This window comes from Rhizobium sp. CF080 (assembly GCF_000282095.2).
GTDB lineage: Bacteria > Pseudomonadota > Alphaproteobacteria > Rhizobiales > Rhizobiaceae > Neorhizobium.
Genome location: NZ_AKKC02000011.1, coordinates 166,865 through 193,220, shown reverse-complemented (window position 1 = coordinate 193,220; position 26,356 = coordinate 166,865). Strand labels below are relative to the sequence as shown.

The following is a 26,356-nucleotide window of genomic DNA, read 5'->3' as shown; positions in this document are numbered from 1 at the left end:
GGTCGAGGAGATACGGGTGCTCGGGCGGAAAGTCTACGAGGCGCAGACCGCGTCGCCGACCTGGCGGCGCAGGTCGAAAATGCCGCTGTCGAAATGGCGCGTCGGGTGGATACGATTGGTAAGAAGCGTCCAGGCGCGCCCGCGTTCGAAATCGATCCAGAGGCCGGTCCCGGTAAAGCCGGTATGTCCGATCGTGGCGGCGCTGCAATCGTCTCCACCGGACCACCCGGCATATCGACGCTCCCAACCATGGGCTCGTTTCTCCGAGAGCGGCTGACGCATCATCTGGACGACCGGATCGCCTTTGGCGTCGCCATCCAGCAGGCCGGCTGCAAAATCCAGGACAGCGTCCGCGGTCCCGAACAGACCGGCATGACCGGCGCCTTCGAGCGCGGCGCAGTTTTCGTCATGGACCTCGCCGCAGATCATCCGCTGCCGCCACGGGCATTGCTCGGTGGCCGCGGAAAGTTCGGGCGGGGCTGAAAAAGCAAAGCCCGGCCCGGCATTCATGTCTCTGATCCCCTCACCCATCAGCCGCTCGAGCGCGAACCCAAGCAGGATGAAGTTCATGTCGGAATAGACGCTCTCACCCTTCGGCCACTCGCGCTGAAGAACGAAGGTTCTGAGCAGATGCGGCGACAATCCCTGGATATAAAGCGGGGTCGTGGCCGGAAAATGAGTCTGGTGGCCGAGGCATTGCCGGAACGTTACCTGCCGTTCCCAGGCGCTCATGTCCTGCTGGCGAAAATCCGGGATCACCGAGGTCAGGGGTGCATCGAGATCGATCGTGCCGACCACCGCCAGGTGCAAAATCCGCGTCGTGGTGAAGATCACCTTGGTCAGCGAAGCCAGATCAAACCAGGTTTCGCGCGTCATCGGCCTGCGATCTGGAAAAATCTGCGCGCTGCCGTGAATAAGAACAGTCCGGCTTCCGCTTCGGTCGACGACACCCAGAACTCCGCCTGGAATACGGCCCTCATCGACCGCAGATCGCACGAGCTCGAACGCGCGTGCCGCCGCGCCCGTTATTCCGTCATCGGCAGCTTCTATTGTCACGTTCTTCTGTCCTATCGTGAACCCGGCTGGCTGGCGGCAGGCGTCACAGCCTTGCGGATATAGCCGCCATTGGCCTTCAAGGCGGCGGTCGCCTCGTCCACACCCATTCCGGTCATCTGCATCAGAATTGCCAGTTTCACGTCATAACCGGTCCGTTCCAGAACGGCCTTGGCCTCTGGCGTCGTGCAGCCGGTCGCCTGCATCACGATCCGCACGGCGCGGGCGACGAGCTTGCTGTTGCTGGCCTTCATGTCGACCATCAGGTTGCCATAGGTCTTGCCAAGCTTGATCATGGCCGTCGTCGTCAGCGTGTTCAGCACCAGCTTCTGGGCCGTGCCGGATTTCAGCCGGGTGGAACCGGTCAGTATCTCAGGCCCGACGACGGGCGTGATCGCCACATCGGCAAACCGGGCGATCTCGGAATCCGGATTGCAGGACAATGAAACCGTCTTTGCACCCAGGCCTCGCGCGTAACGCAAGGCACCGATAACGAAGGGCGTGCGGCCGCTGGAAGCGATGCCGACAACCACGTCCCTCTCCGTCAGGTCGCTATCTGTGAGCGCCGCCTGACCGCCGGCCTGGTCGTCTTCGGCGCCTTCGACGGCGCGAAAGACAGCCTGCTGGCCGCCGGCAATCAGCCCCACCACCATGCCCTCCGGAACGCTAAAGGTCGGCGGGCATTCGGAAGCATCGAGAATGCCGAGCCGGCCGCTGGTGCCCGCCCCGACATAGATCAGCCGCCCTCCGCTCTTGAAGGCGTCGACAATGATGTCGACTGCCCGCGCCATATCGGGAAGCACTTTTTCGACCGCATAAGGAACGGTCTTGTCCTCGTCATTGATATGCCGGACGATATCGATCGTCGAAAGCACGTCGATCTCGAGGCTTTTTGGATTTCGGCCTTCTGAAACGAGCTTTTCGAGTTCTGAAACCAGCGTGCTCTCTGACATCGTCCTCTCCCGCGGGCTTTCGGTTGGCAGCCTTCGCCGCGACAACGATTACGATAGAAAATTCCCAACATCAACAATTGAAAGAATTTTATATTCCATCCTGCTGGGGAGGAAGCGTTGGGAACGAACGGCACGACGGCGGAATCGCAGCACGCCGGAAGGTGGGCCGCCCGCTTTTCATCTTGATTCACCCTGCGACTCGCGGTTCTCTCCCGATCAAGATGCAGGGTCCGGCAGATTAGCCTGTTGAAATCATTTGAGACGAATAAAAAATTCCACGCTTAATTGACAGGGCGGAATTATCTAATAGGTTGTTAACACTTAAGGGTGAGGGAGTGGCCTGGAGCCGGCTCATGAAGAAACGCGAAAAACTCTTCATTTTTGACATTGGCGGCGTGTTCGTGAAACTGGATCCGGCTTCGCGCGACCGTGCCGTATCCAAGCCTGGCGTTGCAGGCCCTTCCCTGCGATATGGCGACGTTCCGGAAGCAATCTTCCGCGATTTCCGACTGGGGCGGTCGACGGAACCCGACTACGTGCAGGCCCTTGCCAAGGTATTCGGCGTGCCGTCCGAAAGCATCTACGCAGCCGAGCATGCCTATGTCGCCGAGGGCTTTGAAGGGTTCATCGGTTTTGTCCGCAAGCTCAGGGAAAATCATCGCGTCGTCTGCCTCAGCAACAATCAGTCGATCCACTGGCGCTATATCAGCGAAAATCTCCTGGGCGCCGGTTATTTCGATCGCGAATACCTGTCCCAGGAAATGGGCCTTGAAAAACCGGACCCCATGATTTTTCAGGCGGTGTCGGAAGCGGAAGGATGTTCTGAAAAGGACGTCTTCTTCATCGACGACATCGAGGAAAACGTCGTGACGGCACGCGAAGTCGGATGGCAGCATTGCATCCTCCATCGCGACCCGGTTGAAACGGCTGAATTGCTCACGGCGCTTGCCGCCGAGCACACTTTGAATTGACGAGTACGGAGTTTCGGCATGGCTCGAATGACCCTCAGCGGCATCAAGAAAAGCTTCAAATCCGTCGACGTGCTGCATGGCATCGATCTCGAGATTTCCGACAGGGAGTTCGTCGTTTTCGTCGGTCCGTCGGGCTGTGGAAAATCCACGTTGCTGAGACTGATTGCGGGCCTCGATACGATCAGCTCGGGTGAATTTCACCTCGACGAACGCCGGATGAACGACATCGCCCCATCGCGCCGTGGCATTGCCATGGTCTTCCAGTCCTACGCGCTCTATCCGCATATGGACGTCTACGAAAACATGGCCTTCGGCGCCCGGCTGATGGGCCTTGAGAAGGACGAAGTCGAAAAGCGCATAGACGAAGCGTCCAAGATGCTGCGGCTCGATCCGCTGCTGAAGCGCAAGCCGCGGGAACTGTCCGGCGGTCAGCGGCAGCGCGTCGCGATCGGCCGCGCACTGGTCAGGAAGCCGAAAGTCCTGCTTCTCGACGAGCCCCTGTCCAACCTCGACGCGGCGTTGCGCTCCGACGTGCGCCTGGAAATCGCCAGGCTTCATCGCGAGATCGGCGGCACCACCATCTACGTCACCCACGACCAGGTGGAAGCCATGACGCTTGCCGACCGGATCGTCGTCATGAACAATGGCAAGGTGGAACAGTTCGGCAGCCCACGCGAACTTTACGAAAGACCGGCGAATACCTTCGTCGCGACCTTCATCGGCTCGCCGCGCATGTCGCTTCTCGATGTCGAGCGCAACGGCAATCATCTGGCACTTCCCGGATCGGGTGCGGTGAGCGTCTCCCGCCTTCCCCATTCGGACGAGCGAAATCTGGTCATCGGCGTCCGGCCGGATGCGATGACGGTCTCCACGGACGAGAGCACCGACGGGTTTCGAGGCAATGTCGTCTACACCGAATACCTGGGCGAGAACACGTATGTTTATGTGCGTCTCGGCGATGGCACGCTGGTCGGCATCCGCTCCTCGGCCTCGGTCGACCTGCCTCCGGACACGCCGGTCGTCATCACGGTCGCTTCAGAGGAAATCCACTATTTCAGTCGCGCAACGAGGGAGAGGTTGGCGGCCTGAAAGCACTTTTCGTCTCCTATAAATACCAAGAGGATGGAACCAGATGAAAAAGCTAGTTTGCAGCACGATAGTAGCCCTGGGAGCGCTGGCGACGGCTTTGCCGGCGATGGCACAGGAGTTGACTTTCTGGAGCTGGCGCCAGGAAGACAAGGCCCAGTACGAAAAGTTCATCGACGTTTTCGAGGCGAAGAACCCGGGCATCACCGTCAAGTTCGAGACGTTCGAAGCGACGAACTACAACACCATCCTGTCGACCGCGCTTGCCGGCGGTTCGGGACCGGACCTGATGTTCACCCGCACCTATGGCGGCATGGAAACGGTCGCAAGCGGCGGTTACCTTCTGGCTCTGGACAAGACCAACGTCCCGGCGCTCTCGACGTTCACCGCGCCGGCGCTTGCCTCGGAAACGATGCGTTCGAACAAGACCACCTACGCCGTTCCCTTTGCCAGCCAGACCATGCTGGTGATCTACAACAAGGACATCTTCGACAAGAACGGCCTGAGCGAGCCGCAGAGCTGGGACGACTTCATCAAGGCATCCGAAAAGCTGAAGGCTGCCGGCGTCATGCCGTTTGCCAACGGCACGGCGACCGCCTGGCAGAATGAAGTCGTGGTCGGCGGCCTTGTCTCCTCGATCATGGGCCGCAGCTTCTACGACGACCTGATGGCCGGCAAGGCCGACTTCACCGACAAGCGTTATGTCGGCGCACTCACCAAGCTCAAGGAAATCACCAAATATTTCCCGGACGGCTTCATCGGTCTTGATTACGCTTCCGCCCAGCAGCTCTTCTCCTCCGGCATGGCCGGCATGTTCGTCGGCGGCTCCTACGAGCTTGCCAACTTCAAGAAGCAGAACCCCAACATGAAGATGGGCATCTTCGCCGCTCCCGGCCTGAAGGCCGAGGACGAGAAGCTCGTCGCCCTCTATTTCGACGGCGGTTATGCGGCCAATGCGAAGACCAAGAACAAGGAAGCCGCAGTCAAGTTCCTGAACTTCCTCGCCAGCCAGGAATTCGGCCAGATGTTCGCCAACGACCTGAACAACATCTCGGCGGTGCCGGGTGTCACGTTCAAGGAACCGCTGCTTGGCGAAGTGGCCGACCTCAACAAGCACTCGATCCCCTACCTGATGCTGGTCCATTTCCGTTACGGCGAGCCGTCCGGTTCGGTCCTGCTGCAGAGCGAGATCCAGAAGCTGCTCGGCGGCAAGGCGACCCCGGAAGAGGTCGGCAAGAACCTGACGACCGGCCTTGCGGCCTGGTACGCGCCGTTCAAGAAGTGACCTCAAGCGGCGGGGCGGCCTAAAATCGCCCCGCTTCCAACCTCAAGAGAGTAGTGATGCCCGGATCGCCCCTTGTTTCGCGAAGGCTCTGGATTTCGGCGCTGATCGTGCCGCCGCTTGCCTTCGTGGCGCTGTTTGTCGTCTACCCGATCATTTCGGCCTTTGCCTATGCCTTCTTCCATTGGAACGGCTTGGCGCGCGGTGAATTCGTGGGCTTTGCCAACTTCTACAAGGTGCTGTTCACGCAGCCCTATGCCGATTGGACCGTCAACGCGTTTCTTCACAACGTCTGGGTCTTCTTCGCGCTGATGGTGCTGCAGAACGGCCTCGGTTTCCTGCTCGCATACTGCCTCTGGCGCGAATTGCCGGGTGCGGCCTTCCACCGGATTTCTGTCTTCCTGCCGGTCGTGCTGTCGACCATCATCGTCGGTTTTCTCTGGAAGCTCTTCCTCCATCCACTCTTCGGCGTGGTCAACATCTCGTTCCGCGGGCTGGGCCTTGGCGGACTTGCCCAGCCATGGCTCGGACAGGATTCCACGGCGCTCTGGTCGTTGATTATTGCCAATGCATGGCACATGGTGGGTTTCCCGACGCTCGTCTTCCTCGCCGGCATGCAGCGCATTCCGGGCGAAATCCTCGACGCCGTCAGGATGGAAACCGAAAGCGAGTGGACCAAGATCACCAAGATCGTCTGGCCGCTGGTGGCGCCGAGCGCCACCGTCGTCTTTACCCTGCTCTTCGTCGGCAGCTTCAACTGGTTCGAGATCCCTTACGTGATGGTGGGCCTTGAAGGCTCGCCCCATGGCGCGACCGATGTGCTCGGGCTCTATTTCTACCGCACCGCCTTCGGCAACATGTCCGGCTCGGGCCAGGATTTCGGCGCCGGCAGCGCGCTTGCCGTGCTGATCTTCGTCTTCATCGCTCTTGTAGCCGGCATCATCACCTTCAAGCTGCGGGCCAGGGAAATTCAGATATGAATGTTGCTTCGCAAAGCTATTACGACCGGCGCGGCATCCTCGCAGCACTCGGCAAGGACGGGCTCATCCAGCTCATCCTGATCCTGAATACGGCGGTGATGCTCGCCCCCATCCTCATCATGCTGTTTGCAGCGTTCAAGACCAATGCGCAGATCTTCCAGTCGCCGTTCGGCATCCCCGATTTTTCCAACGTCGCCAACATCACGAAGATCTGGAACGAAACCAACTTCCTGCGATATCTCATGAACTCGGTGATCGTCACCGGTTCGTCGATCGTCGTGATCCTGACGCTCGGGACGATGGCGGCCTATGCGGTCGCGCGATACAAGTTCTGGGGCGCGAGCTTCGTGCTGATGTTCTTCCTGGCGGGCCTGACGCTTCCCCTGAAGCTCGCGATCATCCCGCTCTTCATCCTGATGCGCGATCTCGGCATCTTGAACACGCAGCTGTCGCTGATCGTCATCTATGTGGCAATGGGCCTGCCGACCACCGTGTTCATCATGACCGGCTTCATCCGCACGCTTCCGAACGAGCTCGAGGACGCAGCCCGCATGGACGGCGCCAGCGAACCCCGGATCATGTGGTCGATCATGCTGCCGCTGGTCCGGCCGGCCATGGTGATCGCCGGCATCCAGAACGTCGTGCCGATCTGGAACGACTTCTTCTTCCCGCTGATCTTCATCCAGAAGGACAAACTGAAGACGCTGCCGCAGGGCCTGACGACCTTCATGGGCGAATACACGACCGATTGGGGCGTGCTGTTTGCGGGGCTTCTGCTCTCCTCCGCCCCGGTGATCATCGTCTACATCATCCTGTCCCGCCAGTTCATCAACGGCATGACCGCCGGAGCAGTGAAGTAGCCCCGACAGTTGCCGGGGAACCTGAGGCGGAGGTTGTCGAACGCCGATCGGTGTACTGTTGTGCACGTTCAGGATGCTGCTCGCACCCGTAGCTCTACAAAACAATCGCAACGTTGCAGTAGCGATTCAGGAAGTTCAGCGGTAAAAGCAGATCCATGAACGATAACGTCATCAAATTCCGACGCCCGGAACCACCACGAGAGCCGAACCCGCTGCTGCGCAAGTTGGCGGTTGTTGCGGTGGTGATCGTGTGCCTTGTTCTCGCCTGGGCGTATTTCCAGTTCCTTGGAACCCCGGCGTCATCTTGAGTTTACCCGGTCCGACTGAACGCGGTATCCTCAACATATCTGCCGAGGAGCTCTCAACCCACGGCGAGCGCTTGAAACGCGCCTTCGATCAAAACAATTCAACGCCAATTTGACGACGCGCGTCGAACCTGTATCTTATTACCTCACCAGTATCAAAAATGCATGTACAGACAGTCCTCATAACGATACATATTTTCGACAACAACACGTAGTTCCGAACAACAATACAATGCTCGAAAATACGATGCTACAGATCCGGTTGCTCGGTCGCCCTTCGCTTCAGTTGGACGGCGTCAGCATTTCGCTGCCGGAAAAGGCGTATTTTCTATTTGCCGTCGTTGCGATGGCGCCCAGATTGACGGTCGACCGTGAAACAATCCGGCGGCTTCTCTGGCCTTCCCATGATCCGGAGAAGCGCGCCAACAGTCTGCGTCAGCTTTTGGCGCGCATTGCCAAGGCAGTCGGTCCGGACGCCCCGGCCATCCTCGTCACCGACGAAGAGGCGTTGCGGCTCGCTTGCGGTCGCCCTGACGTCGATCTCCTCGCCTTGATGGAACCAGGTCCCCTGAGGGAAGAGAACTGGGACCTTATTCAGGGTGAACTGCTCGAAGCCGTGGAGGCTCCGACGGGCGGCGCGGAAGACTGGCTTTCGGACGCGCGGCGCAAGGTCGGGGACTCGCGATCGAGCCACATCGAAAGCCTGCTCGCGATACCGGCTCACCAGCAGTCCTCGTCATTACCTTTGCTCGCCAACCGCCTGATCGAACTGGATGCCTCTCATGAGGGCGCCACACGGGCGCTGATGAAGTATCACGTCGGCCATGGTGATTTCGCCGCCGCTCGCCAGGCCTATGGCAGATGCCGGGACCAGCTCCGGGCCGACTACGACACGCCGCCGACACCGGAAACGGTGCAGCTCGCCTACGAGCTCGGCATCCTCAGCCGGCCAGGCTCGGACCGCGCGCCCGCAGAGGAACGTCCGAAGGACGTCATGCCGACGCAACCGCGCGTGGTGATCCTTCCGCCCGAAACGATCGTGCAGGATGCCCTGGTCCAGCGCCTCGGCAGGGCTCTGCTGGAAGACGTCACGATCGGCCTCAGCCATCAGCGGGTCTTCAAGATCATCGCCGCCCACACGAGTTTCGAACTCATCAACCGGCTGTCCGACCCGCATCAGCGCCAGTCGGCGCTCAGCGATCTTCAGTTCGACTATTCCGTCTTCGTGACGATCCAGGGTGAAGGCGACGAGATTTTTGCGACCTGCCGGCTGACGCGGGTGGGTACGGGCGAAGTGCTCTGGGCCATCAACCTGCCGCTTGACGTCCAGCACATGAGCGCGTCCTTCGGCCAGCTGGCGCGACGCATTTCGGCGTCACTGACCGATGTCATCGAACGGCACGAAATTGCCAAGTCGCTCGATGATGTCGATCCGTCCGCCTACCGCCTCTATCTCGAAGGAAAGCGCTATCTGTCCGGCACGGACCTGCAGCATCTGCGCCAGGCGCGCAAATGGTTCAAATCGGCGGTCAAGCGTTGTGACAGCTTCTCGCCGGCGCATGCGGGGATTTCACGCTCGCTTGGCATGGAATGGCTGGTGCGCGGCATGAAGGATCATGAACTGCTGGACGTGGCCAACCAATCCGCCCGCGCATCCCGCGATCTCGATCCCGGCAGCGGCCGTGCCTTCCGGGAGCTTGGCTTCATCTCCCTCTACCGGCGGCGTTTCGACGAAAGCCTGGATCTCTTTCAGGAGGCCCAGAATCTCAACCCGAGCGATGCGGATGTGCTGGTGGATTATTCGGACGCGCTCTCGCATGCCGGTGATCTGGACAAGGCGCTCGATCTCGGGCTTGCCGCCTTCAAGCTGAACCCGCTGCCACCGGATTATTACTACTGGATCCTAGGCTCCACCTATTACGTCCGCCAGGAATATTCGAAAGCGATCGATACGATCGACCCGGTCCGCACCAAGCACGCCACGGCACGGCTGCTTGCCGCCAGCCACGCCATGGCGGACGATATACCCGCCGCGCGCAAATATGCGGCGATCGTCAGGGAGAATTTCCCGGACTTCCGCAGCGAGGATATCCGCTATTTCGTGCCCGATCGCGACCCGGCGCATGCCGAACTTCTCATTCACGGCCTCAGGCTCGCCGGCCTGCCGTAAACAGGCGTGAAAATGCCTGTCACGCTGGAATAACACCCGGTGTGGTGCTTTCTCGATGCACGCAGCACAAGCTGCCTTTTAGCGGAGAGAAAGATGGAAACGAAGTTCAAGACCTCCAAGCCGGTTGAAGCCACTTCCTCGGCCCCGACCCTGCGGTTTTCCGCCGCTGCCGAAGCCGTCCTCGGCCGTCAGACTGAAATTGCGCCAAACGCGCTCTCTCAGGTCACGCATGCAATGAGATATCAGTAATGAGCCTGGAAGCCCAAGGCGCCGACGGTTGCCTTGGGCTTAACCACGAGACGCGAGGGCTCTGGAATGCCGCCGAGCAAGATCGTTTCAGCCGCCAGACTCACTCCCCTGCACAAGCCTGTCACGCCCGAGTCACGGTGCCTTTGGTCTCCTCTCTCATAGAGACCCTCAAAGAGGATTCGACAGGATGAGTGGGGCATCACAATCGCTTTTGCAGACCCGGCAGTCGCCCGCCCGATCTCGTTCGAGTTCAGTGTCCCTTGAAATTCGGCAGCCGGAAATGACGATGCAGATCCAGTCATCGACACAGACGATACAGAAATTTGCAGCCTCCCTTACGCAGCGGGAGCATGGCTTCAGCACGTATCACGACCGGCGCGTCTCGCCGGCGGAAACCTACGAAGCGATCAGGCCGTTTTTCAGAGATCTCGGCATTACCCGGGTCGGTTTCCTGACCGGCCTCGACACGGTCGGCATTCCCGTCGCATTCGCGACGCGGCCGAACAGCTATACCCTCTCGGTCTTCCAGGGCAAAGGCGTCGATGCCGACGCGGCGCGCACCTCGGCTGCCATGGAGGCGTTGGAAACGCGGGTTGCCGAAGTCCAACCCCCATCGCTCACCTGGGCGACCGTCGACGACGTAGCGGGCTCCGCCATGGGCATGATCGACCTTCATTCGACCGCGCGCTGTGTCCCGTCCGAAATCGGCGGTCGGGAGCTACCGTGGGTCCCCGGTCTGGATATCCTTTCCGGCAATCAGATCATGGTGCCCTGGTGGCTTGCCGGAATGGACCACCGAGGCGAACGGCCGGCTGGTTTCGAACAGTCCAGCGACGGTCTCGCATCCGGAAATTCGCAGGCCGAGGCACTTCTGCACGGGCTCTGCGAACTCGTCGAACGCGACGCCTGGACCCTTGTCCAGCTCAAATCCGAACACGAATTGAATGCCTGCCTCGTCGATCCGGCAACGGTCGAGGATGCCCTGATCGACCTCATGGTCGGCCGCCTCCGCGATGCGGGCATGCAGCTCGCCCTCCTCGACATGACGACCGATCTCCAGGTTCCGGCATTCCTGGCCGTGCTCATCCCCCATTCGACGGCCAAGCGATCCGACCCGCGCTGGAGCCAGGTTTGCGGCGGCTGCGGTTGCCATCCGGATCCGGTGCGCGCGATGCTGCGTGCCATCACCGAGGCTGCACAGAGCCGTCTGACCGCGATTGCCGGCAGCCGCGACGACTTCTCGCCACGCATCTATCAGCACATGCGTGCGGATAACGCTCTCAGCCGCCTGGTCGCTTTGTCGTCTCAGGACAGGCGCCGTGTTCACTACCGCGAGATCGACGCGGCTCGCCACTCCATCAACGGCACGATCGATCACATCCTCGGTCGGTTGAAACTGGCCGGCATCAGGCAGGTCGTTGCGGTGCCCATGCAGGATGCCGGGCTCCCCGTTTCGGTCGTCCGCGTCATCGTTCCCGGCCTGGAAGTCGAACTGTCCGGCCAATATTTGCAGCTCGGTATCCGCGCGGCAAACGCGATAAGGAGATCACGGCATTGAAAGTCGTTTTTGTCGGGCCGAGCCTCGGATCGTCGATCCGCCAGATGAAGCAGCGATTTCCCGAACTGACCTTCCGGGGACCTGCGGCGCGTGGCGACATCCTGAAGGCGGTCGAGGACGGCGCCAAGGCGATCGCTCTGATCGACGGGTATTTCGGCGAGTCCGCCTCCGTATGGCACAAGGAGATCCTTTATGCGCTGAGCCGCGATGTCTCCATCGGCGGGGGGGCGAGCATGGGAGCGCTACGCGCTGCGGAATGCGAGGCATTCGGAATGATCGGCATCGGCCGGATCTATTCCGATTATGCCGCCGGCCGGCTGATCGACGACGAGGCTGTAGCACTGATCCACGGCCCCGAGGAGCTCGGCTGGATGCCGCTCTCGGTGCCGCGCGTCGACTACGAGGCGACGATCCGCAAGCTGGGGCGGATGGGGCTCATTTCGGCAGCCGAGCGGGAGAGATTTTTCCTTACCGCCAATTTCATGCACTACACCGAGCGGACCTATCAGGCCATTCTCGAACGATGCGAGTTCAGTGATTCTCAGCGCAGTGCGGTGATCCTTCACGACATCAAACGCCACAAAGTGGAATTGAAACGTGAGGATGCGAGAGCCGTTCTCGTTTGGCTCAACGGCATTACCAGTTCCCGTAAACACTCCAAATGGACGTTCGCACAGACCGCCCATTGGGAAAAACTGCGCGATGAGGTGGACTCGGCGCAAGGATCCATGAATGATTGATCTCGCCCACGACGTCGCCAGTGACGAATATGTCCGCCTGTTCCGCATGCTCTCTGCGGTCAACAAGGAGGCGGAATCGCTTCATCTCTCCACGGTCGTCCACCTGACGAACATGGCTCTTCTTCAGCTCTCGCTCGATTGGGAAGGCGTCCGCCCGGAAAACGAGAGGAGCGCAAAGCTGAGTGCGATATTCCGCAGCAAGACGAAGCTGGCCCTCGATGAGGATGGTTCGAGGATTTAAAGTCGGAAGCCGGTCACTCGGCCGGCTGCCTTTTGATCTCGGCCAGGAAATCATCCATCTCGACTTCCTTGGCGGCAACCGCCTGAACCAGTTCCAGGATGCGCCTGCGAAGCATTGGCTGGGTAATACTCATGAATGCCGTGCTCATCAGCAATGCCTCATGAGTGAAATCGAATTGCGGGTTTTCAAGCTGATTGTCGTTCGACGGTTCAACCGTCGGGATCCGGTCGAAGAATGCCACCATCTCGACCTTTAGCGCGACTGCGATCTCCACAAGCTTGCCGACGGCGATGCGGTTCACGCCGCTTTCGTATTTCTGGAGCTGCTGAGACGTGATGCCCACATGGTGGGCAAGTTGAGGCTGGGTGAATTTCTTCTCTCGCCTGTAGAGGCGGATCCGCTTACCAACTTCCTTGTCGGCGGCATTCGGTGCTTTGCTCACTGCGGGACCATCTCTTCGGCGCTAGGTTACTCAGGTGTTATTCGTATCCTATCATCGACAAGTTGCCGAGTACACTTCAAGCCTTTTCTATCTTGAGTGGATAAATAAATAAAACGTCTACTATGAACCGGCGGCCTTTGCCGCGTTCCGGACCTTATGGCCGGCGCCTTGCTGCGGCCAAGGCATCTCCGATTGTCTGTTCGACGAAACAGCCGCGTTCCGGTGTTGCCTTTTCGGCAACGAAATATGCGAAATATTGTTCTTTATTAGAACGCGACATTGCGCCATCCTCTTCGCAATCCGGCATCCGAGACCGGCTCTAGTCAAGCGAAAATGTATCAGGCCTTAAGGCCAACAGGGGAACGCTATGTCTAATTTCACCATGAATCGCCGCCGTTTCATCTCCAATGCCGCGGCCGCGGGCGGTCTTGCCGCCACCTCCAGCTTCCTCGGCATCCGCGCCGGCAATGCCAAGGATGTGGCCAAGGTGCGCATGCAGCTCGGCTGGCTCGTCTCGAACGGCGTGCTCGGCGAAGTCGCCGCTATGAAGAAGGGTTTCTTCGAAGAACAGGGCATTGAACTTGAAATCGTCCCCGGCGGCCCGAGCGTCGACGGCGTCGCGGGCGTCGCATCCGGCCAGTCCGCGACCGGCCAGATCTCCTCAAGCCCGTCCGTCATGCTGGCGCGTTCCGCCGGCCTGCCGGTCAAGGCCTTCCTGTCCGGCTACCAGAAACACCCCTTCACCTACTTCTCGCTGAAGAACAAGGCGATCAAGACCCCGAAGGACATGATCGGCAAGACGATCGCCACCCAGCCGACCGCCTTCATCCTGCTGCGCGCCCTTCTTGCCAAGAACGGCATCGCCGAGGATCAGGTCAAGATGGTCAACATGGGTTCGGACATGAACCAGTTGATCACCGGCCAGGCCGATGCGGTCACCGGCTGGCTCACCAATGTCAACGCTCTCGATGTGCTCGGTGACAACCGCGTCGACATGATGCTCTGGGACAGCGGCCTGCAACTCTACGCCAACGTCTACTACACGACCGACGACCAGATCGCCAAACACTCAGACGTTCTCGAGCGCTTCACCCGAGCCGCCGCCAAGGGCTGGGGTTACGTTCGCAGCAACCAGAAGGAAGCGGTCGAGATGCTCTGTGAGACCTACCCGATCCTCGACAAGCCGAGCGAGCTTAAGGCCGTCGGCCCCTGCGTCGACTTCTCCTTCGGCCCCACCACCAAGGCATCGGGCTGGGGTACCATGTCGCGTGAAAACTGGGCGGCGCAGATCAAGGCCTATGCCGATCTCAAGCAGTTCAAGGGTGCCGTTCCGACGGTCGACGACGTCGCGAACTTCTCAATCCTGGAAGCCACCAGCGACGTCCGCAAACAGGTGGGGTAACAGTCATGTTAGGAACGGCGAAGTTGATGCCGAACGTTCCCCTCACAGAACCGGCAGCCACGGCGGTTTCCATCAGAAACCTCTCCGTCCGGTTCGGCGACAGGAACAACGAATTCACGGCCCTTTCCGATGTTTCCGTGGACATACCGGAGGGCGCTTTCGTCACCATGCTCGGGCCCTCCGGCTGCGGAAAATCGACCCTGCTCAGATGCGTGGCGGATCTCGTCCACATCAGCGACGGTTCGATTTCCGTCTTTGGCCGCAGCCCGCAGCAGGCCCGTGAGGCCCGCGACTTCGCCTTCGTCTTCCAGGACGCCACACTGCTCCCTTGGCGGAACGTGATCGACAATGTCCGCCTGCCGCTGGAAGTCGGAAAACACGCCCAGAGCGGCGACCATGCGGACCCGCATGAACTGCTGGCCATGGTCGGACTGAAGGGGCGCGAAAATGCGCTCCCTCACGAACTCTCGGGTGGCATGCGCCAGCGCGTGGCAATCGCCCGCGCGCTGATCACAAGGCCGCGCATCCTGCTGATGGATGAACCGTTCGGGGCGCTCGACGAGATCACCCGCGACCGGCTGAACGAGGAACTGCTGCGCGTCTGGCAGGAGACGGGAACGACGATCCTGTTCGTCACCCATTCCATTCCGGAAGCCGCATTCCTTGGCCAGAACGTGTTGATGCTCCAGGCCCATCCGGGTCGCGTCAAGGAATTCATGAAGGTGGACCTGCCCTTCCCGCGTTCGCTTGCCGTGCGGGACACGGTGGAGTTCATCGGTGTCACCGCGCATCTGCGCCGCCTTCTGGAGGAATGCCTGTGAGCCACGTCGTTTCCTCCACAGCCAAGACCGAGGCCGATCGCAAGATCGCGCTGCTCGATGCCACCGCCGGCGTGCTCACCAAGCATATGCCGGCGATCGCGGCCGCCGTCGGGCTCGTCGTCCTCTGGCAGTTCGTCGTCTGGTTCTTCAAGATCCCGACCTTCATGGCCCCGAGCCCGGTCGATGTCGCCTACGCCTTCCAAGACAACGCCAAGATTCTCTGGACCAACATGCTGCCGACGATCCTCGAGGCTTTCCTCGGCTTCGTCTTCGGCAATCTCGTCGCCATCCTTCTGGCGATCTGGTTCGTCCACAGTTCGACGGCGGAGAAGGCCTTTTACCCGATCGCCGTGTTCATTAAGGCGATCCCGATCATCGCGCTTGCCCCGATCCTCGTGCTCATCTTCGGCAACGGGCTTGCGCCCAAAATCATCATCGCCGGGCTGATCTGCTTCTTCCCGACGCTGGTCAACATGGTCCAGGGCCTGAAATCCGCGAGCCCCGCCATGCTCGACCTGATGCGGGTGCTTTCCGCCAGCAACACGGAAATCCTCTGGAAGGTGCGGCTGCCGAGCTCGATGCCCTTCCTGTTTGCGGCATTGAAGATCGCCGCGACCAGCAGCGTCATGGGCGCCATCGTCGCCGAATGGATCGGTTCCAGCTTCGGCCTCGGGGCCCTCATCATCGAGGCGACCTACAATTTCCGCTCGCCTCTGCTCTACGCAACCGTCGTGATCGCCGCGGTCCTCGCCGTCGTCCTCTTCTTCATCGTCTCGGTGATCGAAGCCCGGATGATCCGATGGAAGCCGGCCGGATCGCACTGAGCCCAACACACTGAGCCAACTTTCCTCAGGCCCAACTCTTTGGGAGTTTGAACCAATGCAACAGACAATTCTTCAGGCGGCGCGCAACGTCGCAGTGGTCGACCGTTCCGATGTGGTGGTAGTCGGCGGAGGACCAGCGGGCATTTCCGCGGCGGTTTCCGCAGCCCGCAACGGCGCCAAGGTGACGCTGCTCGAGCGGTACCCCTATGTCGGCGGTCTCGCCGCCGGCGGCATGGTGCTGGTGCTCGACGACATGATCAACAACCTCGAAATCACCGTGCAGGGCATCTGCATGGAGATGATCGAGCGGATGAAGAAATGGGATCTCTGCGTCACCCCGACCGGCCGCGACCGCGAACTCGACATCCGCGAGACGCCGGAGGCCTGGCGGCGCTGGGCGCGCTGGGGCCTGTTCGATTTCCACACCCAGTCCATGCCGCACCCGATCTGCTTTTCTGCCGCCTTCGACCCGGACGGCTTCAAGCGCGCCTCCTATGACGTGCTCACCGAAGCTGGCGTCAAGCTCAGGACCCATAGCTGGTTCTCCTCCGCCATCATGGAAGGCAAGACCATCAAAGGTGTCATCTGCCAGACCAAGTCGGGCATGGAAGCGATCCTCGGCGATGTCGTCATCGACACGACCGGCGACCTCGATGTCGCGGCCTCGGCCGGCGCCTCGCATGTGGAATCCAACTTCATCCTGACCACCGTCTCCCGCTGGGGCGGCGTCGATACGGATGCGGCCGAACGTTTCGAGTTTGAGGAGCCGGAAGCCTTCAAGAAGATCGACCACGAGGCAAAACGCCTGATCGGCGGCTGCTGGTCCTTCTGGTGGCTGAAGACCCCGCTGCCCGGTGTCGTCTGGCTCAACTGCCCGCATATGCCGAACCTCTCCGGCCTCAAGACCGAGGACCTCACCAAGGCCGAGCTCGAAGGCCGTAACCGCATCGCCCGCCTGCTCGATTTCACCCGCGAAAAGATGCCGGGCTTCGAAAAGGCCTATGTGGTCGATTTCGCGCCACAGACCGGCGTGCGCCAGACACGGCTGCTCGAAGGCGAATATGTCGTCACCAAGGACGACGTGATGAACCGCATCCACTTCTCCGACACCGTCTGCCGCGGCCGTGACTATTACACCCCCTACCGGTCGATGCTGCCGCGCGAGGTGGACCAGCTGATCGTCGCCGGACGTCACTACTCGGCGACACCGCAGGCCCAGAAATCGAGCCGCGAGATCCCGCCCTGCATGGCCATGGGCGAGGCCGCGGGCGTTGCCGCCGTCGTGGCGCTCAATGCGGGAACGACCGTTCGGAAAGCCGATATCGGCAAGATCCAGAAACAGATGCGGGCCCAGGGTGCCGATCCCGGCGATATCCCGTCCGACAATGCAACATTCCTGGAGGCTGCGGAATGAATTCTCTCCCACTCGACGGCGTCCGCGTGATCGATTTCACGCAGGTCATGCTCGGCCCCTGCTGCACCCAGACGCTTGCCGATTACGGCGCCGAGGTCATCAAGATCGAAAAGAGCAAGATCGGCGACCTCTCCCGCTGGTCGCTGGGCTCGGATCCGGACGGGCTCAACAACCCGGTCTTCTGTTCGCTGAACCGCAACAAGAAGAGCCTGGCGCTCGACCTGAAGCTCACCGAGGCCCGCGACGCCGTGCTGGCGCTGATCGCCGGCGCCGACGTGGTGGTCAACAATTTCCGCCCCGGCGTGATGGAGCGCATGGGCTTCGGTTACGAGGACCTGAAGAAGATCAACAAGCGGCTGATCTATGCGGTCGGCACCGGTTTCGGCCTGACCGGCCCCTACCAGCACAAGGGCGGCCAGGACATCCTCGCCCAGGCACTCTCGGGCGTCATGCGCCGCAAGTCGGACAGCGCCCATCCGACCTCGATCTATGCCACCCCGCTCGCCGACTATTCCGCCGGCATGCATCTCGTGCAGGGCATCCTTCTGGCGCTCCTGCAGCGGGAAAAAACCGGCGAAGGCCAGCAGGTCGCCGTCAGCCTCTACAATTCCATGCTGGCCATGCAGATGCAGGAAGGTGCCGCGCACATGATGCGCGAGAAGGACCTGAACTGGGGCGCCTTCCCGCTGACCGGCGTCTTCGACACCACCGATGGCGCGATCGTCATGGTCGGTGCCTTCAAGCAGAACCCGCTGCAGGACATCTGCAACGCGCTCGAAATCGAGGACCTGTCGGCTCAGGATCGCTACAAGGACTTCGATTCCCAGATGGCGCATCGCCCCGAACTTCAGGAAATCTTCCGCGCGAATTTTGCCAGGAACAGCAATGCCCACTGGCTGAAGCGCCTGGAAGAGGTCGATATCCTTTGTGCCCCTGTCCGTAACCTCGCCGAAGCGCTGCAGGACCCGCAGACGGTCATCAACAAGATGATCCTCGAAGCCGGCGAGACCGCAGCCGGTCCAATCCGCCTGATCGGCTCCCCCATCGACATGTCGGCGGCCCCGGTTTCGGTTCGTATCTCCCCACCGAGCCTCGGCCAGCACAATGACGAGATCCTCGCTTCGCTGGAAGCCCAGTCTCTGCAAGCGACACGCGGAGACGCGGCATGACCGTCGGATTTTCCGTCGAGAACCGCGTCGCAAGGGTCACGCTCGACCGCCCGGACCGCATGAACGCCGTCGATGCCGCGACCGAAAAGGAACTCGAAGCCATCTGGTCGGAGATCGAGGCCCGCGACGATATCTCCTGCGTGGTCCTGACCGGCAGCGGCAGCAAGGCCTTCTGCACCGGCGCCGACCTCAAGGGCGGCGCCACCAAGAGCGGCCTCGAATACTGGGCGGAAAGCCGCACCAACGGTTTCGGCGGCCTCGCCTTCCGCAAATCGCTCGACGTGCCGGTCATCGCGCGCGTCAACGGCTATGCGCTCGGCGGCGGCTTCGAAATGGTGCTCGGCTGCGACATCGTGATTGCCGCCGATACCGCCAAGTTCGGCCTGCCCGAAGCCCGCGTCGGCCGTATGCCGCTCGACGGCGGCATGGTGCTCCTGCAGCGGAAAATCCCCCATAACCTCGCCATGGCCGTGATGCTCACCGGCCGGCAGTTCACCGCCGCCGAAATGCAGGGCTTCGGCATCGTCAACGAAACCGTCCCGTTTGATGGGCTTGATGCGGCCGTCGACAAATGGGTGAGCGATATCGTCGCGTGCGCCCCCCTGTCCTTGAAGGCCATTAAGCAGACAGTCAACCGCACCGGTCATCTCAGCCCCGCCGAAGCCCAAGGCCTGCGCACCCCCGCGCTGATCCGTGCGCTGCAGAGCGAGGACGCCGTCGAAGGCGTCACCGCCTTCCGCGAAAAGCGTGCTCCGGTTTGGCAGGGCCGGTAGGCGTGATATGAATTTCAGGAGCTTGGGGGATGAGTATGCACGCCAGTATCCTGAAATATTTCGTCGAAGTCGCGCGCTCGGGCTCGATCCGCAAGGCCTCCGAAGAGCTGCATGTGGCGACCTCCGCCGTCAGCCGACAAATCCGCAAGCTTGAGGACGAACTCGGCACGCCCCTGTTCGAGCGTTTCTCCGATGGCCTGCGCCTCACCTCCGCCGGCAAGGTCGTGCTGAAGCACGCCAAGGAGACGATGCACCACTACGAGATCATGAAATCCGATCTCGGCGACCTCCAGGGCAAGCGCACCGGCCGTGTCCATATCGCCTGCCTCGACAGTCTGGCGGTGCAGTTCCTGCCGGAGTTCGTGATGGGATTTCACCACAAGAACCCGGCCGTCGATTTCCGCATCCGCGCCGACAATTTCAACAACATCTTCCATTTCGTCGCCGACGGTGATTGCGACATCGGCATCACCTTCGATCTCGCCCGGCCGCACGACATCAAGCTGGTGCACGGTGTGCGCATGCCGCTTATGGTGATCGTCGCCAAACATCATCCGCTGGCCCGTCAGAAGAGCGCGACCCTGCAGGAATGCGCCCAGTTCAAGCTGCTGCTGCAGCTCGACAACGAGGTGATGAGTTCGATGATCGCCGTCGAACTCGCCTCGCTCGATCGCGTCGGCCGAACGCTGGTTGCCACCAACAACCAGATGATGCTGAAGCCGCTGATCCTGTCCGGCGAAGGCGTCGCCTTCTTCACCCCGCTCGGGCTCCTCAAGGAACTGAAGGCCGGCGATGTCGTCGCCCTGCCGATCGCCGGTTCCCGACTGCAGAACATGGAGGTCGGCATCGTCGCGCCCCATAACCGGCAGCTCACCCATGCCACCGAAGCCGTGATCGAGGCGCTCAGCGTCGATCTCGAAAAATTCAGCAACCAGATCGCGGAGGTCATCAAGCGGTGACATCGAATGTGGATACGCGTTTCCTGCAGCATCCGGGCCGTGAAAAAGCCCTGCGCGGCGAGGCAGTACGCGCCGCCCTTCCCGCTCTCGCCTCGGCCATTCCGCTTGTCCCTGGCGACCTCATGCTGCCGATGCCGGTCAACGCCCATGACCACGGCTACGGCATCCGCACGCTCGATTTCGGTAGCCTCGACGACGCGCTGGAAACCTGGATCCCGACGATGCGGCTGCGGCCCCGCACCGACGCCTATCTCGAAGCCCTCGTCGCCTTCGGGCGCCTCGCAAAGACCGGCGTCGCCGCGACCATCCATTGCCATAATTCGCTGAACGCGGCGCGCATGGTCGACGAGGCCCTGGAGGTGATCCGCGCCGCAAAGGACGTCGGCATCCGCCTCGGCCTCTCCTGCCCGCTGCTCGACCACGACGCCTGGGCCTATGACGGCGGCCCGGAACGACTGAAGCCGTTCCTGAACCATGAGGACTGGGAAGCCCTCTCTCCGCTAGCGCCCCGCTATGCGCCTTTCAAGGATCAGCTCGCCGCAGCCGACACCGTCGCTATGGCGAATACCAATCCACTGGTCGATGTCCAATACGGCCCGATCGGCCCGCAATGGTGCTCGAACGCCCTGCTCGAAGCGATCGCCGAAGCCTCCGCCGCCAACCATCGCCGCATCCACATGCATCTCTTGGAAAGCCCGCGGCAAAGGGCATGGCTGGACCGCCGCTTCCCGCAGGGCATCGTCCACTATCTCGACGAGATCGGCTTCCTCTCGTCGCTCCTCGCGGTCGCCCACGGCGTGCAGCTCCGGCCGGACGAATACGAATTGCTGGCCGAGCGCGGCGTTCAGCTCGTCTCCAATCCCTCCGCCAACCTGCGCCTGCGCTCCGGCATCGCGCCGCTTACGGATGCCGCCAAACGCGGCCTGCGTTTCGGCATAGGCCTGGACGGCGGCGCCTTCGACGACGACCAGGACCTCTGGCGCGAAATGCGGCTCCTCTATTTCCTGCATGGCGGGCGCGAGCTCGAACGAAGCTTCACGGCGGCCGGCATCTTCGACGCCGCCATCCGCACCGGCGCGACCGTCGTCAACGCGCCTCTCGGCGAGGATTTCACGGTCATCGATTACGAGGCCCTGATCGCCGACAGCGTCTTCGACGATCTCGACGAGGCCGAGGTGCTGCTGAACCGGATGTCCGCCGCCCATGCCAAGGCCGTCTATGTCGCCGGCCGCCCGGTGATGCGGGATGGCAGGCTCGTGAATGTCGATTTCGACGCGGCGCGAAAGGAACTGCTGGCGCAGGCCAGGGCCGACTTGCCGCGCCTCACCATCGAGCGGGAAAGATGCGGCAAGCTGATCACCGCCACTCGCGCCTATTATGGAAGCTGGACGAACGCCTAATGAGCTGGCTCCCGCACGGGTACCGATGTCACCACCGGGTGATCGACAGCTCGCGTCCTGCTCTTGTCCCAACCGCCGGGTGATCCCAACCCGGTGACCTCAGGCCCGAAATAATCCCGGTTGACCGGAATGAATGCCATCTGCGCCTCGGTCGCCTCCTCGTCATAGGCGATCGCATCGACCGGACAGATGGAGAGACAGAGGCCGCAATTGATGCACTCGTCCGGATGGATATAGAACATCCGCCCGCCCTCGTAGATGCAGTCGACGGGACAGGCTGCGGTGCAGGCGCCGTCCTTCACGTCGATACAGGGTTCGGTGATGATATAGGCCATCGGATCGTTCGCCTCTCATTGCCTCGACAGCACTATCCCAAACCTTGGCGTTGCTGAAAAGAAGCATATTTCGCCGCAAGAGTTCGAATTTCGGCAACGCTCCAATAATCTTCCCGCCCTATTGGCGCTTCCTTGCCTCGCCGGCTTTCCCTACAATCCACCTGTCCTGCCCGAATCCTGGAAATGAGATTTTCATGAGCACCCTCACCCGCTTCTCCGTTCAGCCGCTTTCGACCATGACCCGCCGTCTCGCCGATGTCGCCTCGGCCCGTCACGACCCCGATCTGGTCATCCAGGGTGCGCGCGTGCTGTCCACCTATTCGGAACGCATTCTCGACGGTCGCGAAGTCTGGATCTCGGGCGGCCGCATCGCAGCCGTAAAGCCGGCCGGCAGCTATCGGAACGGCTCGGCAAAGCTCTACGACGCCAAAGGCGGCATCATCGCGCCCGGCCTCGTCGATCCGCATATCCATATCGAATCCTCGATGGTCACGGCCTGCGCCTATGCCGAGGCGGCACTCCTCAACGGCACCACGACGATCTTCTGCGACAGCCACGAGATCGGCAATGTCATGGACGTGGCGGGCGTCGAGGCCATGCTCGAAGATGCGCGCCAGGCACCGCTGTCGATCTTCCTCACCGTGCCCAGCACCGTGCCGGCGACGTCTCCGGAACTCGAAACCGCCGGCGGCGACCTGACGCCCGCCAAGATCGCCGCCCTCTTCGACAAATGGCCGGAGGCGGTGGCGCTCGGCGAGAAGATGGATTTCGTCCCCGTCGCCATGGGCGACGAGCGCAGCCACGCGATCCTTGCCGCAGCGCTCCAGCGCGGCCGGCCGGTCTCCGGCCACGTTTATGGTCGGGAATTCGTCGCGGCCTATGCTGCGTCCGGCGTCACCGATACCCATGAGGCAATCGACCGCGACATTGCCGACGACCTGCTCGAGGCCGGCGTCTGGCTTTTCCTGCGCGGCGGCCCGCCGACGACGCCGTGGCATTCGCTGCCGCACGCAATCAAGACGATCACCGAACTCGGCGCCTCGCACAAACGCGTCGCGGTCTGCACCGACGACCGCGACGCCGAAGACCTGCTCGCTTTCGGCCTCGACTGGGTGACGCGCGAAGCGGTCAAGGCCGGCATGACGCCGGAACAGGCCTGGGCGATGGGCTCGCTGCACGGTGCGACGCGTTTCGGCATGGAAGGGGAGATCGGCGGTCTCGGCGGTGGACGCCGTGCCGACCTCGTGCTTCTGACCGACGACTTGAAACCGGTCAGCACCTGGTATGGAGGCGAACTGGTGGTCGACAATAGCAAGATCACCCCAATCCTGGATGAGGCCCTGTCGAAACCCTATCGCTATCCGGAGGCCGCCTATCATACCGTCAAGCTGCCGAAAAACCTGAAACTGGCGCCCGATCTTCCCGTCGACACCGTCACTGCCCATACGATCCGCACGGAGCTTCCCGGCATCACGCTCGGCCACGTCACGGTGACGCTCGAACCCGCCAAAGACTGGCAGGCGCATTTCGACCGTCATGACCTCTGCTTCGTCACCGTCGTCGAGCGGCACGGCAAATCGTCCGGCAACGTGGCGCACGGGCTGTTGAACGGCTTCGGCCTGAAAAAGGGTGCCGTCGCTTCCTCCGTCGGCCATGACAGCCACAATATCATCGTCGCCGGCACCAATGAGACGGACATGCAGCTGGCGCTGGACGCGATCGAAGAGACACAGGGCGGCGTCTGCGTCGTGATGGACGGGAAAGTCACCGCCATGGTGCCGCTGCCGATCGCCGGCCTGCTCTCCGACAAACGTGTCCACGAAGTCGCAGACGAGGTGAAGGCCCTCAAACTCGAATGGGAAAAGGCCGGCTGCACTATCGCCTATATGGGCTTCAACCTCATCCCGCTATCGGTCATCCCCGAAATCCGCATCACCGACAAGGGACTTGTCCTGGTGCCGGAAATGGTGATCTCGCCGCTCTTCGAAAAAGCCTGACCGGCGGCGGGATCAGTCGGGCAGGTTACTCGGCAAGCTCGGCGAGAATGCGCACCCAGGAGCGGATGCCCTTGTGGAAGCTCGACAGGTCGTATTTCTCGTTCGGGCTGTGAACGCGGTTGTCGAAGCGGGCAAAGCCGACAAGCAGCGCATCGCAGCCGAGCCGACGCTTGAACTCGCCGATGATCGGGATCGAGCCGCCGGTTCCGGCAAGCGCCGCCTCGCATTCCCACTCGGTGGAAAGCGCGGCAAGCGTCTTCGTCAGGAATGGGCTCTCGACCGGCATGACCGTCGCCGGCGCCAGGCCGAAATCCTTGAACGTCACCGAGCAGTCGGCGGGGATGCGCCCCTGAACATGCGCCTTGAAGGCATCGCGGATCTTTTCCGGCACTTGGCCCTCGACCAGCCGGAAGGAAATCTTGGCGGTCGCCCTGGCCGGGATGACGGTCTTGAAGCCCTCCCCGGTATAGCCGCCGCTCATGCCGTTGATCTCGCAGCTCGGCCGCGACCAGACCTGTTCGAGGATCGACCGGCCCGCTTCGCCCGCCGGGATATTGAGACCGATATCGGCGAGAAAACCCTTCTCGTCGAACGGCAGCCGCTGCCACTGCGCCTTGACGGCTTCCGGCAGTTCCTTGACGCCGTCGTAAAAACCTTCGATCGCCACCCCGCCATCCGGCGTCCTGAGGCTCGACACGACATCCGACAGCACCTGCAGCGCGTTGCGGGCGGCATTGCCGAACATGCCGGAATGCAGATCCCGGTCGGCGCAGGTGATCTCGACCTCGGTGCTGTAGAGACCGCGCAGCATGGTGGTGACGGCCGGCGTTTCGCGGTCCCACATGTCGGTGTCGCAGACATAGACCATGTCGGCCTTCAGCTCGGCGGCGGTCGCATCGAGGAAGGGCGCAAGGCTCGGGCTGCCCGCCTCCTCCTCGCCTTCGAAAAGAATGCTGACCTGCACCGGCAGCTTGCCGGTCACCGCCTTCCAGGCGCGGCAGGCCTCGACGAAGGTCATCATCTGGCCCTTGTCGTCCGAGGCCCCGCGCGCGACGATCGCGGTATCGCCATTCGGCAGCGGCTCCAGCCGCGGCTCGAACGGATCGCTGGTCCAGAGCGCCAGCGGATCGACAGGCTGGACGTCGTAGTGCCCGTAGAACAGCAGATGCGGCCCGGCCGCCTCCTTCTGGTGCGCGACGACCATCGGATGGCCCGTCGTCGGCCTGACGGACGCATCGAAGCCGATAGAGGCGAGATCGCGGCTCAGCCAATCGGCTGCCGCCTTGCACTGGTCGCGATAGCCGAGATCGGTGGAGATGCTCGGAATGCGGATCAGATCGAAGAGGCGCGCGAGGCTCTTGTCGATATCGGCATCGACCAGAGCCAGCACGGCATCGATCTCGTCCCTGGATAGTCTCGGCATCTTGCACTCCTTGTCCGTTCTGTGTTCCGGATCAAGGATGTAGCATTGTTTTCAACGGCTCTGGAAGCACTCGGGCGCCGCCGACCACCCCTAATTTGCAGAGCGGAAATCGAGCCCGATATCCAGCGTCGGCGCACTGTGGGTGATCCAGCCGACGGAGAGCAGGTCGACGCCCGAGGCCGCCACGGCTGCGGCCGTCACCGGCGTGATCCCGCCGGACGCCTCGGTGATCGCCCGGCCGCCGACGATGCCGACGGCCTCGCGCAGCTGGTCCGGCGTCATGTTGTCGAGCAGCACCGCATCGACACCCACGTCCATGGCTTCGCGAAGCTGTTCGAGCGTATCCACCTCCACCTCGATCTTGACCATATGACCGACGCCGGCCTTGGCACGACGGATGGATTCGGCAATGCCGCCCGCGATCGCCACGTGATTGTCCTTGATCAGCACCGCGTCATAGAGCGCAAAACGATGGTTCATGCCGCCGCCGGCGCGCACCGCATATTTCTCCAGCGCGCGGAGCCCCGGCGTGGTCTTGCGAGTGCAGACGACGGAGGCCCTTGTGCCTTCGATCGCCGCGACGATGCCGGCCGTGACGCTGGCGATGCCGGAGAGATGGCCGAGGAAATTGAGTGCCGTGCGTTCGCCGGTGAGAAGGCCTCTGGACGGGCCTTCGATCGTGGCGATCACGTCACCCGGCGTCACCGCCTCGCCGTCCTCGATATGGCGGGTCATGACGATCTTGGGGTCGACGAGCTGGAAGGCCAGTTCCGCCGCATCGAGGCCGGCAATGACGCCGGGCTTGCGGGCGGCCATGACGACCGTCGAGCGATGACCGGCCGGAATGACGGCCGTCGAGGTGACGTCGCCGGCTAGGCCGAGGTCTTCCAGAAGCGCAGCGCGCACCGGCGGTTCGACGAGAAGTCGCGGAAGGGCGGCAAGGATCATG

General features: G+C 61.8%; 26 protein-coding genes. 20 read left to right on the top strand and 6 right to left on the bottom strand.

Going from position 1 to position 26,356, the window contains the following annotated elements:
• Positions 1–33: 33 nt before the first annotated feature.
• Together PMI07_RS24950 and murQ are read right to left on the bottom strand one after the other, a co-directional pair.
• On the bottom strand, positions 34–1,056 hold the full coding sequence (locus PMI07_RS24950) for a serine hydrolase domain-containing protein (RefSeq protein WP_051484256.1): 1,023 nt from the start codon (positions 1,054–1,056) through the stop codon (positions 34–36).
• An 11-nt stretch (positions 1,057–1,067) separates the two neighbouring features.
• Positions 1,068–2,006: an N-acetylmuramic acid 6-phosphate etherase gene (gene murQ / locus PMI07_RS24945; RefSeq protein WP_024164126.1), complete on the bottom strand. Its 939-nt coding sequence runs from the start codon at positions 2,004–2,006 to the stop codon at positions 1,068–1,070.
• A 353-nt stretch (positions 2,007–2,359) separates the two neighbouring features.
• Here murQ and PMI07_RS33815 point away from each other — a divergent pair, with 353 nt between their 5' ends.
• The 11 genes from PMI07_RS33815 (at position 2,360) to PMI07_RS24895 (ending at position 12,448) form a co-directional block, all read left to right on the top strand.
• Positions 2,360–2,977 carry an HAD-IA family hydrolase gene (locus tag PMI07_RS33815; protein WP_007773016.1) on the top strand — a complete coding sequence of 206 codons (618 nt, stop codon included), beginning with the start codon at positions 2,360–2,362 and terminating at the stop codon, positions 2,975–2,977.
• Positions 2,978–2,995: 18 nt separating this feature from the next.
• Entirely contained in the window at positions 2,996–4,066 is a 1,071-nt protein-coding gene (ugpC, locus tag PMI07_RS24935) for a sn-glycerol-3-phosphate ABC transporter ATP-binding protein UgpC (protein ID WP_024164125.1), read from the top strand.
• Between the two features lie 43 nt (positions 4,067–4,109).
• Complete coding sequence (locus PMI07_RS24930; protein ID WP_007755647.1) at positions 4,110–5,348, top strand: extracellular solute-binding protein; 1,239 nt, start codon at positions 4,110–4,112, stop codon at positions 5,346–5,348.
• Positions 5,349–5,404: 56 nt separating this feature from the next.
• Entirely contained in the window at positions 5,405–6,325 is a 921-nt protein-coding gene (locus PMI07_RS24925) for a sugar ABC transporter permease (protein WP_007755650.1), read from the top strand.
• Entirely contained in the window at positions 6,322–7,185 is an 864-nt protein-coding gene (locus PMI07_RS24920; RefSeq protein WP_007755653.1) for a carbohydrate ABC transporter permease, read from the top strand. Before PMI07_RS24925 ends, PMI07_RS24920 begins: the two co-directional genes overlap by 4 nt.
• 155 nt (positions 7,186–7,340) lie before the next feature.
• On the top strand, positions 7,341–7,493 hold the full coding sequence (locus tag PMI07_RS35440; protein WP_197032561.1) for a hypothetical protein: 153 nt from the start codon (positions 7,341–7,343) through the stop codon (positions 7,491–7,493).
• A 229-nt stretch (positions 7,494–7,722) separates the two neighbouring features.
• The gene (locus PMI07_RS24915) at positions 7,723–9,660 is read left to right on the top strand and encodes a BTAD domain-containing putative transcriptional regulator (RefSeq protein WP_024164124.1); all 1,938 of its coding nucleotides are present in this window, start codon (positions 7,723–7,725) and stop codon (positions 9,658–9,660) included.
• Between the two features lie 93 nt (positions 9,661–9,753).
• Positions 9,754–9,909 (top strand): hypothetical protein, encoded by a 156-nt coding sequence (locus tag PMI07_RS35095; protein WP_007757670.1) that lies wholly within the window; start codon positions 9,754–9,756, stop codon positions 9,907–9,909.
• 286 nt (positions 9,910–10,195) lie between these two features.
• Entirely contained in the window at positions 10,196–11,467 is a 1,272-nt protein-coding gene (locus PMI07_RS24905; RefSeq protein WP_037088196.1) for a YcaO-like family protein, read from the top strand.
• Positions 11,464–12,207, top strand: a complete 744-nt coding sequence (locus tag PMI07_RS24900; RefSeq protein ID WP_007757668.1) for a TfuA-like protein — start codon at positions 11,464–11,466, stop codon at positions 12,205–12,207. Before PMI07_RS24905 ends, PMI07_RS24900 begins: the two co-directional genes overlap by 4 nt.
• Positions 12,200–12,448: a hypothetical protein gene (locus PMI07_RS24895; protein ID WP_007757664.1), complete on the top strand. Its 249-nt coding sequence runs from the start codon at positions 12,200–12,202 to the stop codon at positions 12,446–12,448. The genes PMI07_RS24900 and PMI07_RS24895 overlap by 8 nt, the downstream gene beginning before the upstream one ends.
• A gap of 13 nt (positions 12,449–12,461) precedes the next feature.
• On the opposite strand, the gene PMI07_RS24890 is transcribed toward PMI07_RS24895, so the two are convergent.
• The gene (locus PMI07_RS24890; protein ID WP_007757663.1) at positions 12,462–12,890 is read right to left on the bottom strand and encodes a helix-turn-helix transcriptional regulator; all 429 of its coding nucleotides are present in this window, start codon (positions 12,888–12,890) and stop codon (positions 12,462–12,464) included.
• Between the two features lie 367 nt (positions 12,891–13,257).
• Between PMI07_RS24890 and PMI07_RS24885 the strand changes: the two genes are divergently transcribed.
• From PMI07_RS24885 to PMI07_RS24850, 8 genes are read left to right on the top strand one after another with little or no spacing between them, the layout of a single operon-like run.
• A complete protein-coding gene (locus tag PMI07_RS24885) occupies positions 13,258–14,292 on the top strand; it encodes an ABC transporter substrate-binding protein (protein WP_007757661.1) in 1,035 nt (344 codons plus the stop codon).
• A gap of 26 nt (positions 14,293–14,318) precedes the next feature.
• Entirely contained in the window at positions 14,319–15,113 is a 795-nt protein-coding gene (locus PMI07_RS24880; protein ID WP_245277230.1) for an ABC transporter ATP-binding protein, read from the top strand.
• Positions 15,110–15,937 carry an ABC transporter permease gene (locus PMI07_RS24875; protein ID WP_024164123.1) on the top strand — a complete coding sequence of 276 codons (828 nt, stop codon included), beginning with the start codon at positions 15,110–15,112 and terminating at the stop codon, positions 15,935–15,937. The genes PMI07_RS24880 and PMI07_RS24875 overlap by 4 nt, the downstream gene beginning before the upstream one ends.
• A 55-nt stretch (positions 15,938–15,992) precedes the next feature.
• Complete coding sequence (locus PMI07_RS24870; RefSeq protein ID WP_007758447.1) at positions 15,993–17,351, top strand: FAD-dependent oxidoreductase; 1,359 nt, start codon at positions 15,993–15,995, stop codon at positions 17,349–17,351.
• Entirely contained in the window at positions 17,348–18,520 is a 1,173-nt protein-coding gene (locus PMI07_RS24865) for a CoA transferase (protein WP_007758448.1), read from the top strand. Before PMI07_RS24870 ends, PMI07_RS24865 begins: the two co-directional genes overlap by 4 nt.
• Complete coding sequence (locus PMI07_RS24860) at positions 18,517–19,293, top strand: enoyl-CoA hydratase-related protein (RefSeq protein ID WP_007758449.1); 777 nt, start codon at positions 18,517–18,519, stop codon at positions 19,291–19,293. Before PMI07_RS24865 ends, PMI07_RS24860 begins: the two co-directional genes overlap by 4 nt.
• A 35-nt stretch (positions 19,294–19,328) precedes the next feature.
• Entirely contained in the window at positions 19,329–20,252 is a 924-nt protein-coding gene (locus PMI07_RS24855; protein ID WP_037088193.1) for a LysR family transcriptional regulator, read from the top strand.
• Positions 20,253–20,302: 50 nt separating this feature from the next.
• Positions 20,303–21,652 (top strand): amidohydrolase family protein, encoded by a 1,350-nt coding sequence (locus PMI07_RS24850; RefSeq protein ID WP_348626257.1) that lies wholly within the window; start codon positions 20,303–20,305, stop codon positions 21,650–21,652.
• Here PMI07_RS24850 and fdxA read toward each other — a convergent pair.
• Positions 21,649–21,987: a ferredoxin gene (fdxA, locus tag PMI07_RS24845; RefSeq protein ID WP_007771371.1), complete on the bottom strand. Its 339-nt coding sequence runs from the start codon at positions 21,985–21,987 to the stop codon at positions 21,649–21,651. The genes PMI07_RS24850 and fdxA overlap by 4 nt on opposite strands.
• 194 nt (positions 21,988–22,181) lie before the next feature.
• Between fdxA and PMI07_RS24840 the strand changes: the two genes are divergently transcribed.
• On the top strand, positions 22,182–23,984 hold the full coding sequence (locus PMI07_RS24840; protein WP_024164121.1) for an adenine deaminase C-terminal domain-containing protein: 1,803 nt from the start codon (positions 22,182–22,184) through the stop codon (positions 23,982–23,984).
• A gap of 25 nt (positions 23,985–24,009) precedes the next feature.
• Here PMI07_RS24840 and PMI07_RS24835 read toward each other — a convergent pair whose 3' ends face one another.
• Positions 24,010–25,407, bottom strand: coding sequence for a M20/M25/M40 family metallo-hydrolase (locus tag PMI07_RS24835; RefSeq protein WP_024164120.1), 1,398 nt, complete (start codon positions 25,405–25,407; stop codon positions 24,010–24,012).
• A gap of 90 nt (positions 25,408–25,497) precedes the next feature.
• Positions 25,498–26,355, bottom strand: a complete 858-nt coding sequence (nadC, locus tag PMI07_RS24830; RefSeq protein ID WP_007772731.1) for a carboxylating nicotinate-nucleotide diphosphorylase — start codon at positions 26,353–26,355, stop codon at positions 25,498–25,500.
• Position 26,356 lies beyond the last annotated feature (1 nt).

Bases quoted from the DNA above. Each gene is read 5' to 3' on its own strand.
- murQ (WP_024164126.1), bottom strand. From the start codon at position 2,006: ATGTCAGAGAGCACGCTGGTTTCAGAACTCGAAAAGCTCGTTTCAGAA.
- PMI07_RS33815 (WP_007773016.1), top strand. From the start codon at position 2,360: ATGAAGAAACGCGAAAAACTCTTCATTTTTGACATTGGCGGCGTGTTC.
- ugpC (WP_024164125.1), top strand. From the start codon at position 2,996: ATGGCTCGAATGACCCTCAGCGGCATCAAGAAAAGCTTCAAATCCGTC.
- PMI07_RS24930 (WP_007755647.1), top strand. From the start codon at position 4,110: ATGAAAAAGCTAGTTTGCAGCACGATAGTAGCCCTGGGAGCGCTGGCG.
- PMI07_RS24925 (WP_007755650.1), top strand. From the start codon at position 5,405: ATGCCCGGATCGCCCCTTGTTTCGCGAAGGCTCTGGATTTCGGCGCTG.
- PMI07_RS24920 (WP_007755653.1), top strand. From the start codon at position 6,322: ATGAATGTTGCTTCGCAAAGCTATTACGACCGGCGCGGCATCCTCGCA.
- PMI07_RS35440 (WP_197032561.1), top strand. From the start codon at position 7,341: ATGAACGATAACGTCATCAAATTCCGACGCCCGGAACCACCACGAGAG.
- PMI07_RS24915 (WP_024164124.1), top strand. From the start codon at position 7,723: ATGCTCGAAAATACGATGCTACAGATCCGGTTGCTCGGTCGCCCTTCG.
- PMI07_RS35095 (WP_007757670.1), top strand. From the start codon at position 9,754: ATGGAAACGAAGTTCAAGACCTCCAAGCCGGTTGAAGCCACTTCCTCG.
- PMI07_RS24905 (WP_037088196.1), top strand. From the start codon at position 10,196: ATGCAGATCCAGTCATCGACACAGACGATACAGAAATTTGCAGCCTCC.
- PMI07_RS24895 (WP_007757664.1), top strand. From the start codon at position 12,200: ATGATTGATCTCGCCCACGACGTCGCCAGTGACGAATATGTCCGCCTG.
- PMI07_RS24885 (WP_007757661.1), top strand. From the start codon at position 13,258: ATGTCTAATTTCACCATGAATCGCCGCCGTTTCATCTCCAATGCCGCG.
- PMI07_RS24880 (WP_245277230.1), top strand. From the start codon at position 14,319: ATGCCGAACGTTCCCCTCACAGAACCGGCAGCCACGGCGGTTTCCATC.
- PMI07_RS24870 (WP_007758447.1), top strand. From the start codon at position 15,993: ATGCAACAGACAATTCTTCAGGCGGCGCGCAACGTCGCAGTGGTCGAC.
- PMI07_RS24865 (WP_007758448.1), top strand. From the start codon at position 17,348: ATGAATTCTCTCCCACTCGACGGCGTCCGCGTGATCGATTTCACGCAG.
- PMI07_RS24860 (WP_007758449.1), top strand. From the start codon at position 18,517: ATGACCGTCGGATTTTCCGTCGAGAACCGCGTCGCAAGGGTCACGCTC.
- PMI07_RS24855 (WP_037088193.1), top strand. From the start codon at position 19,329: ATGCACGCCAGTATCCTGAAATATTTCGTCGAAGTCGCGCGCTCGGGC.
- fdxA (WP_007771371.1), bottom strand. From the start codon at position 21,987: ATGGCCTATATCATCACCGAACCCTGTATCGACGTGAAGGACGGCGCC.
- PMI07_RS24840 (WP_024164121.1), top strand. From the start codon at position 22,182: ATGAGCACCCTCACCCGCTTCTCCGTTCAGCCGCTTTCGACCATGACC.
- PMI07_RS24835 (WP_024164120.1), bottom strand. From the start codon at position 25,407: ATGCCGAGACTATCCAGGGACGAGATCGATGCCGTGCTGGCTCTGGTC.
- nadC (WP_007772731.1), bottom strand. From the start codon at position 26,355: ATGATCCTTGCCGCCCTTCCGCGACTTCTCGTCGAACCGCCGGTGCGC.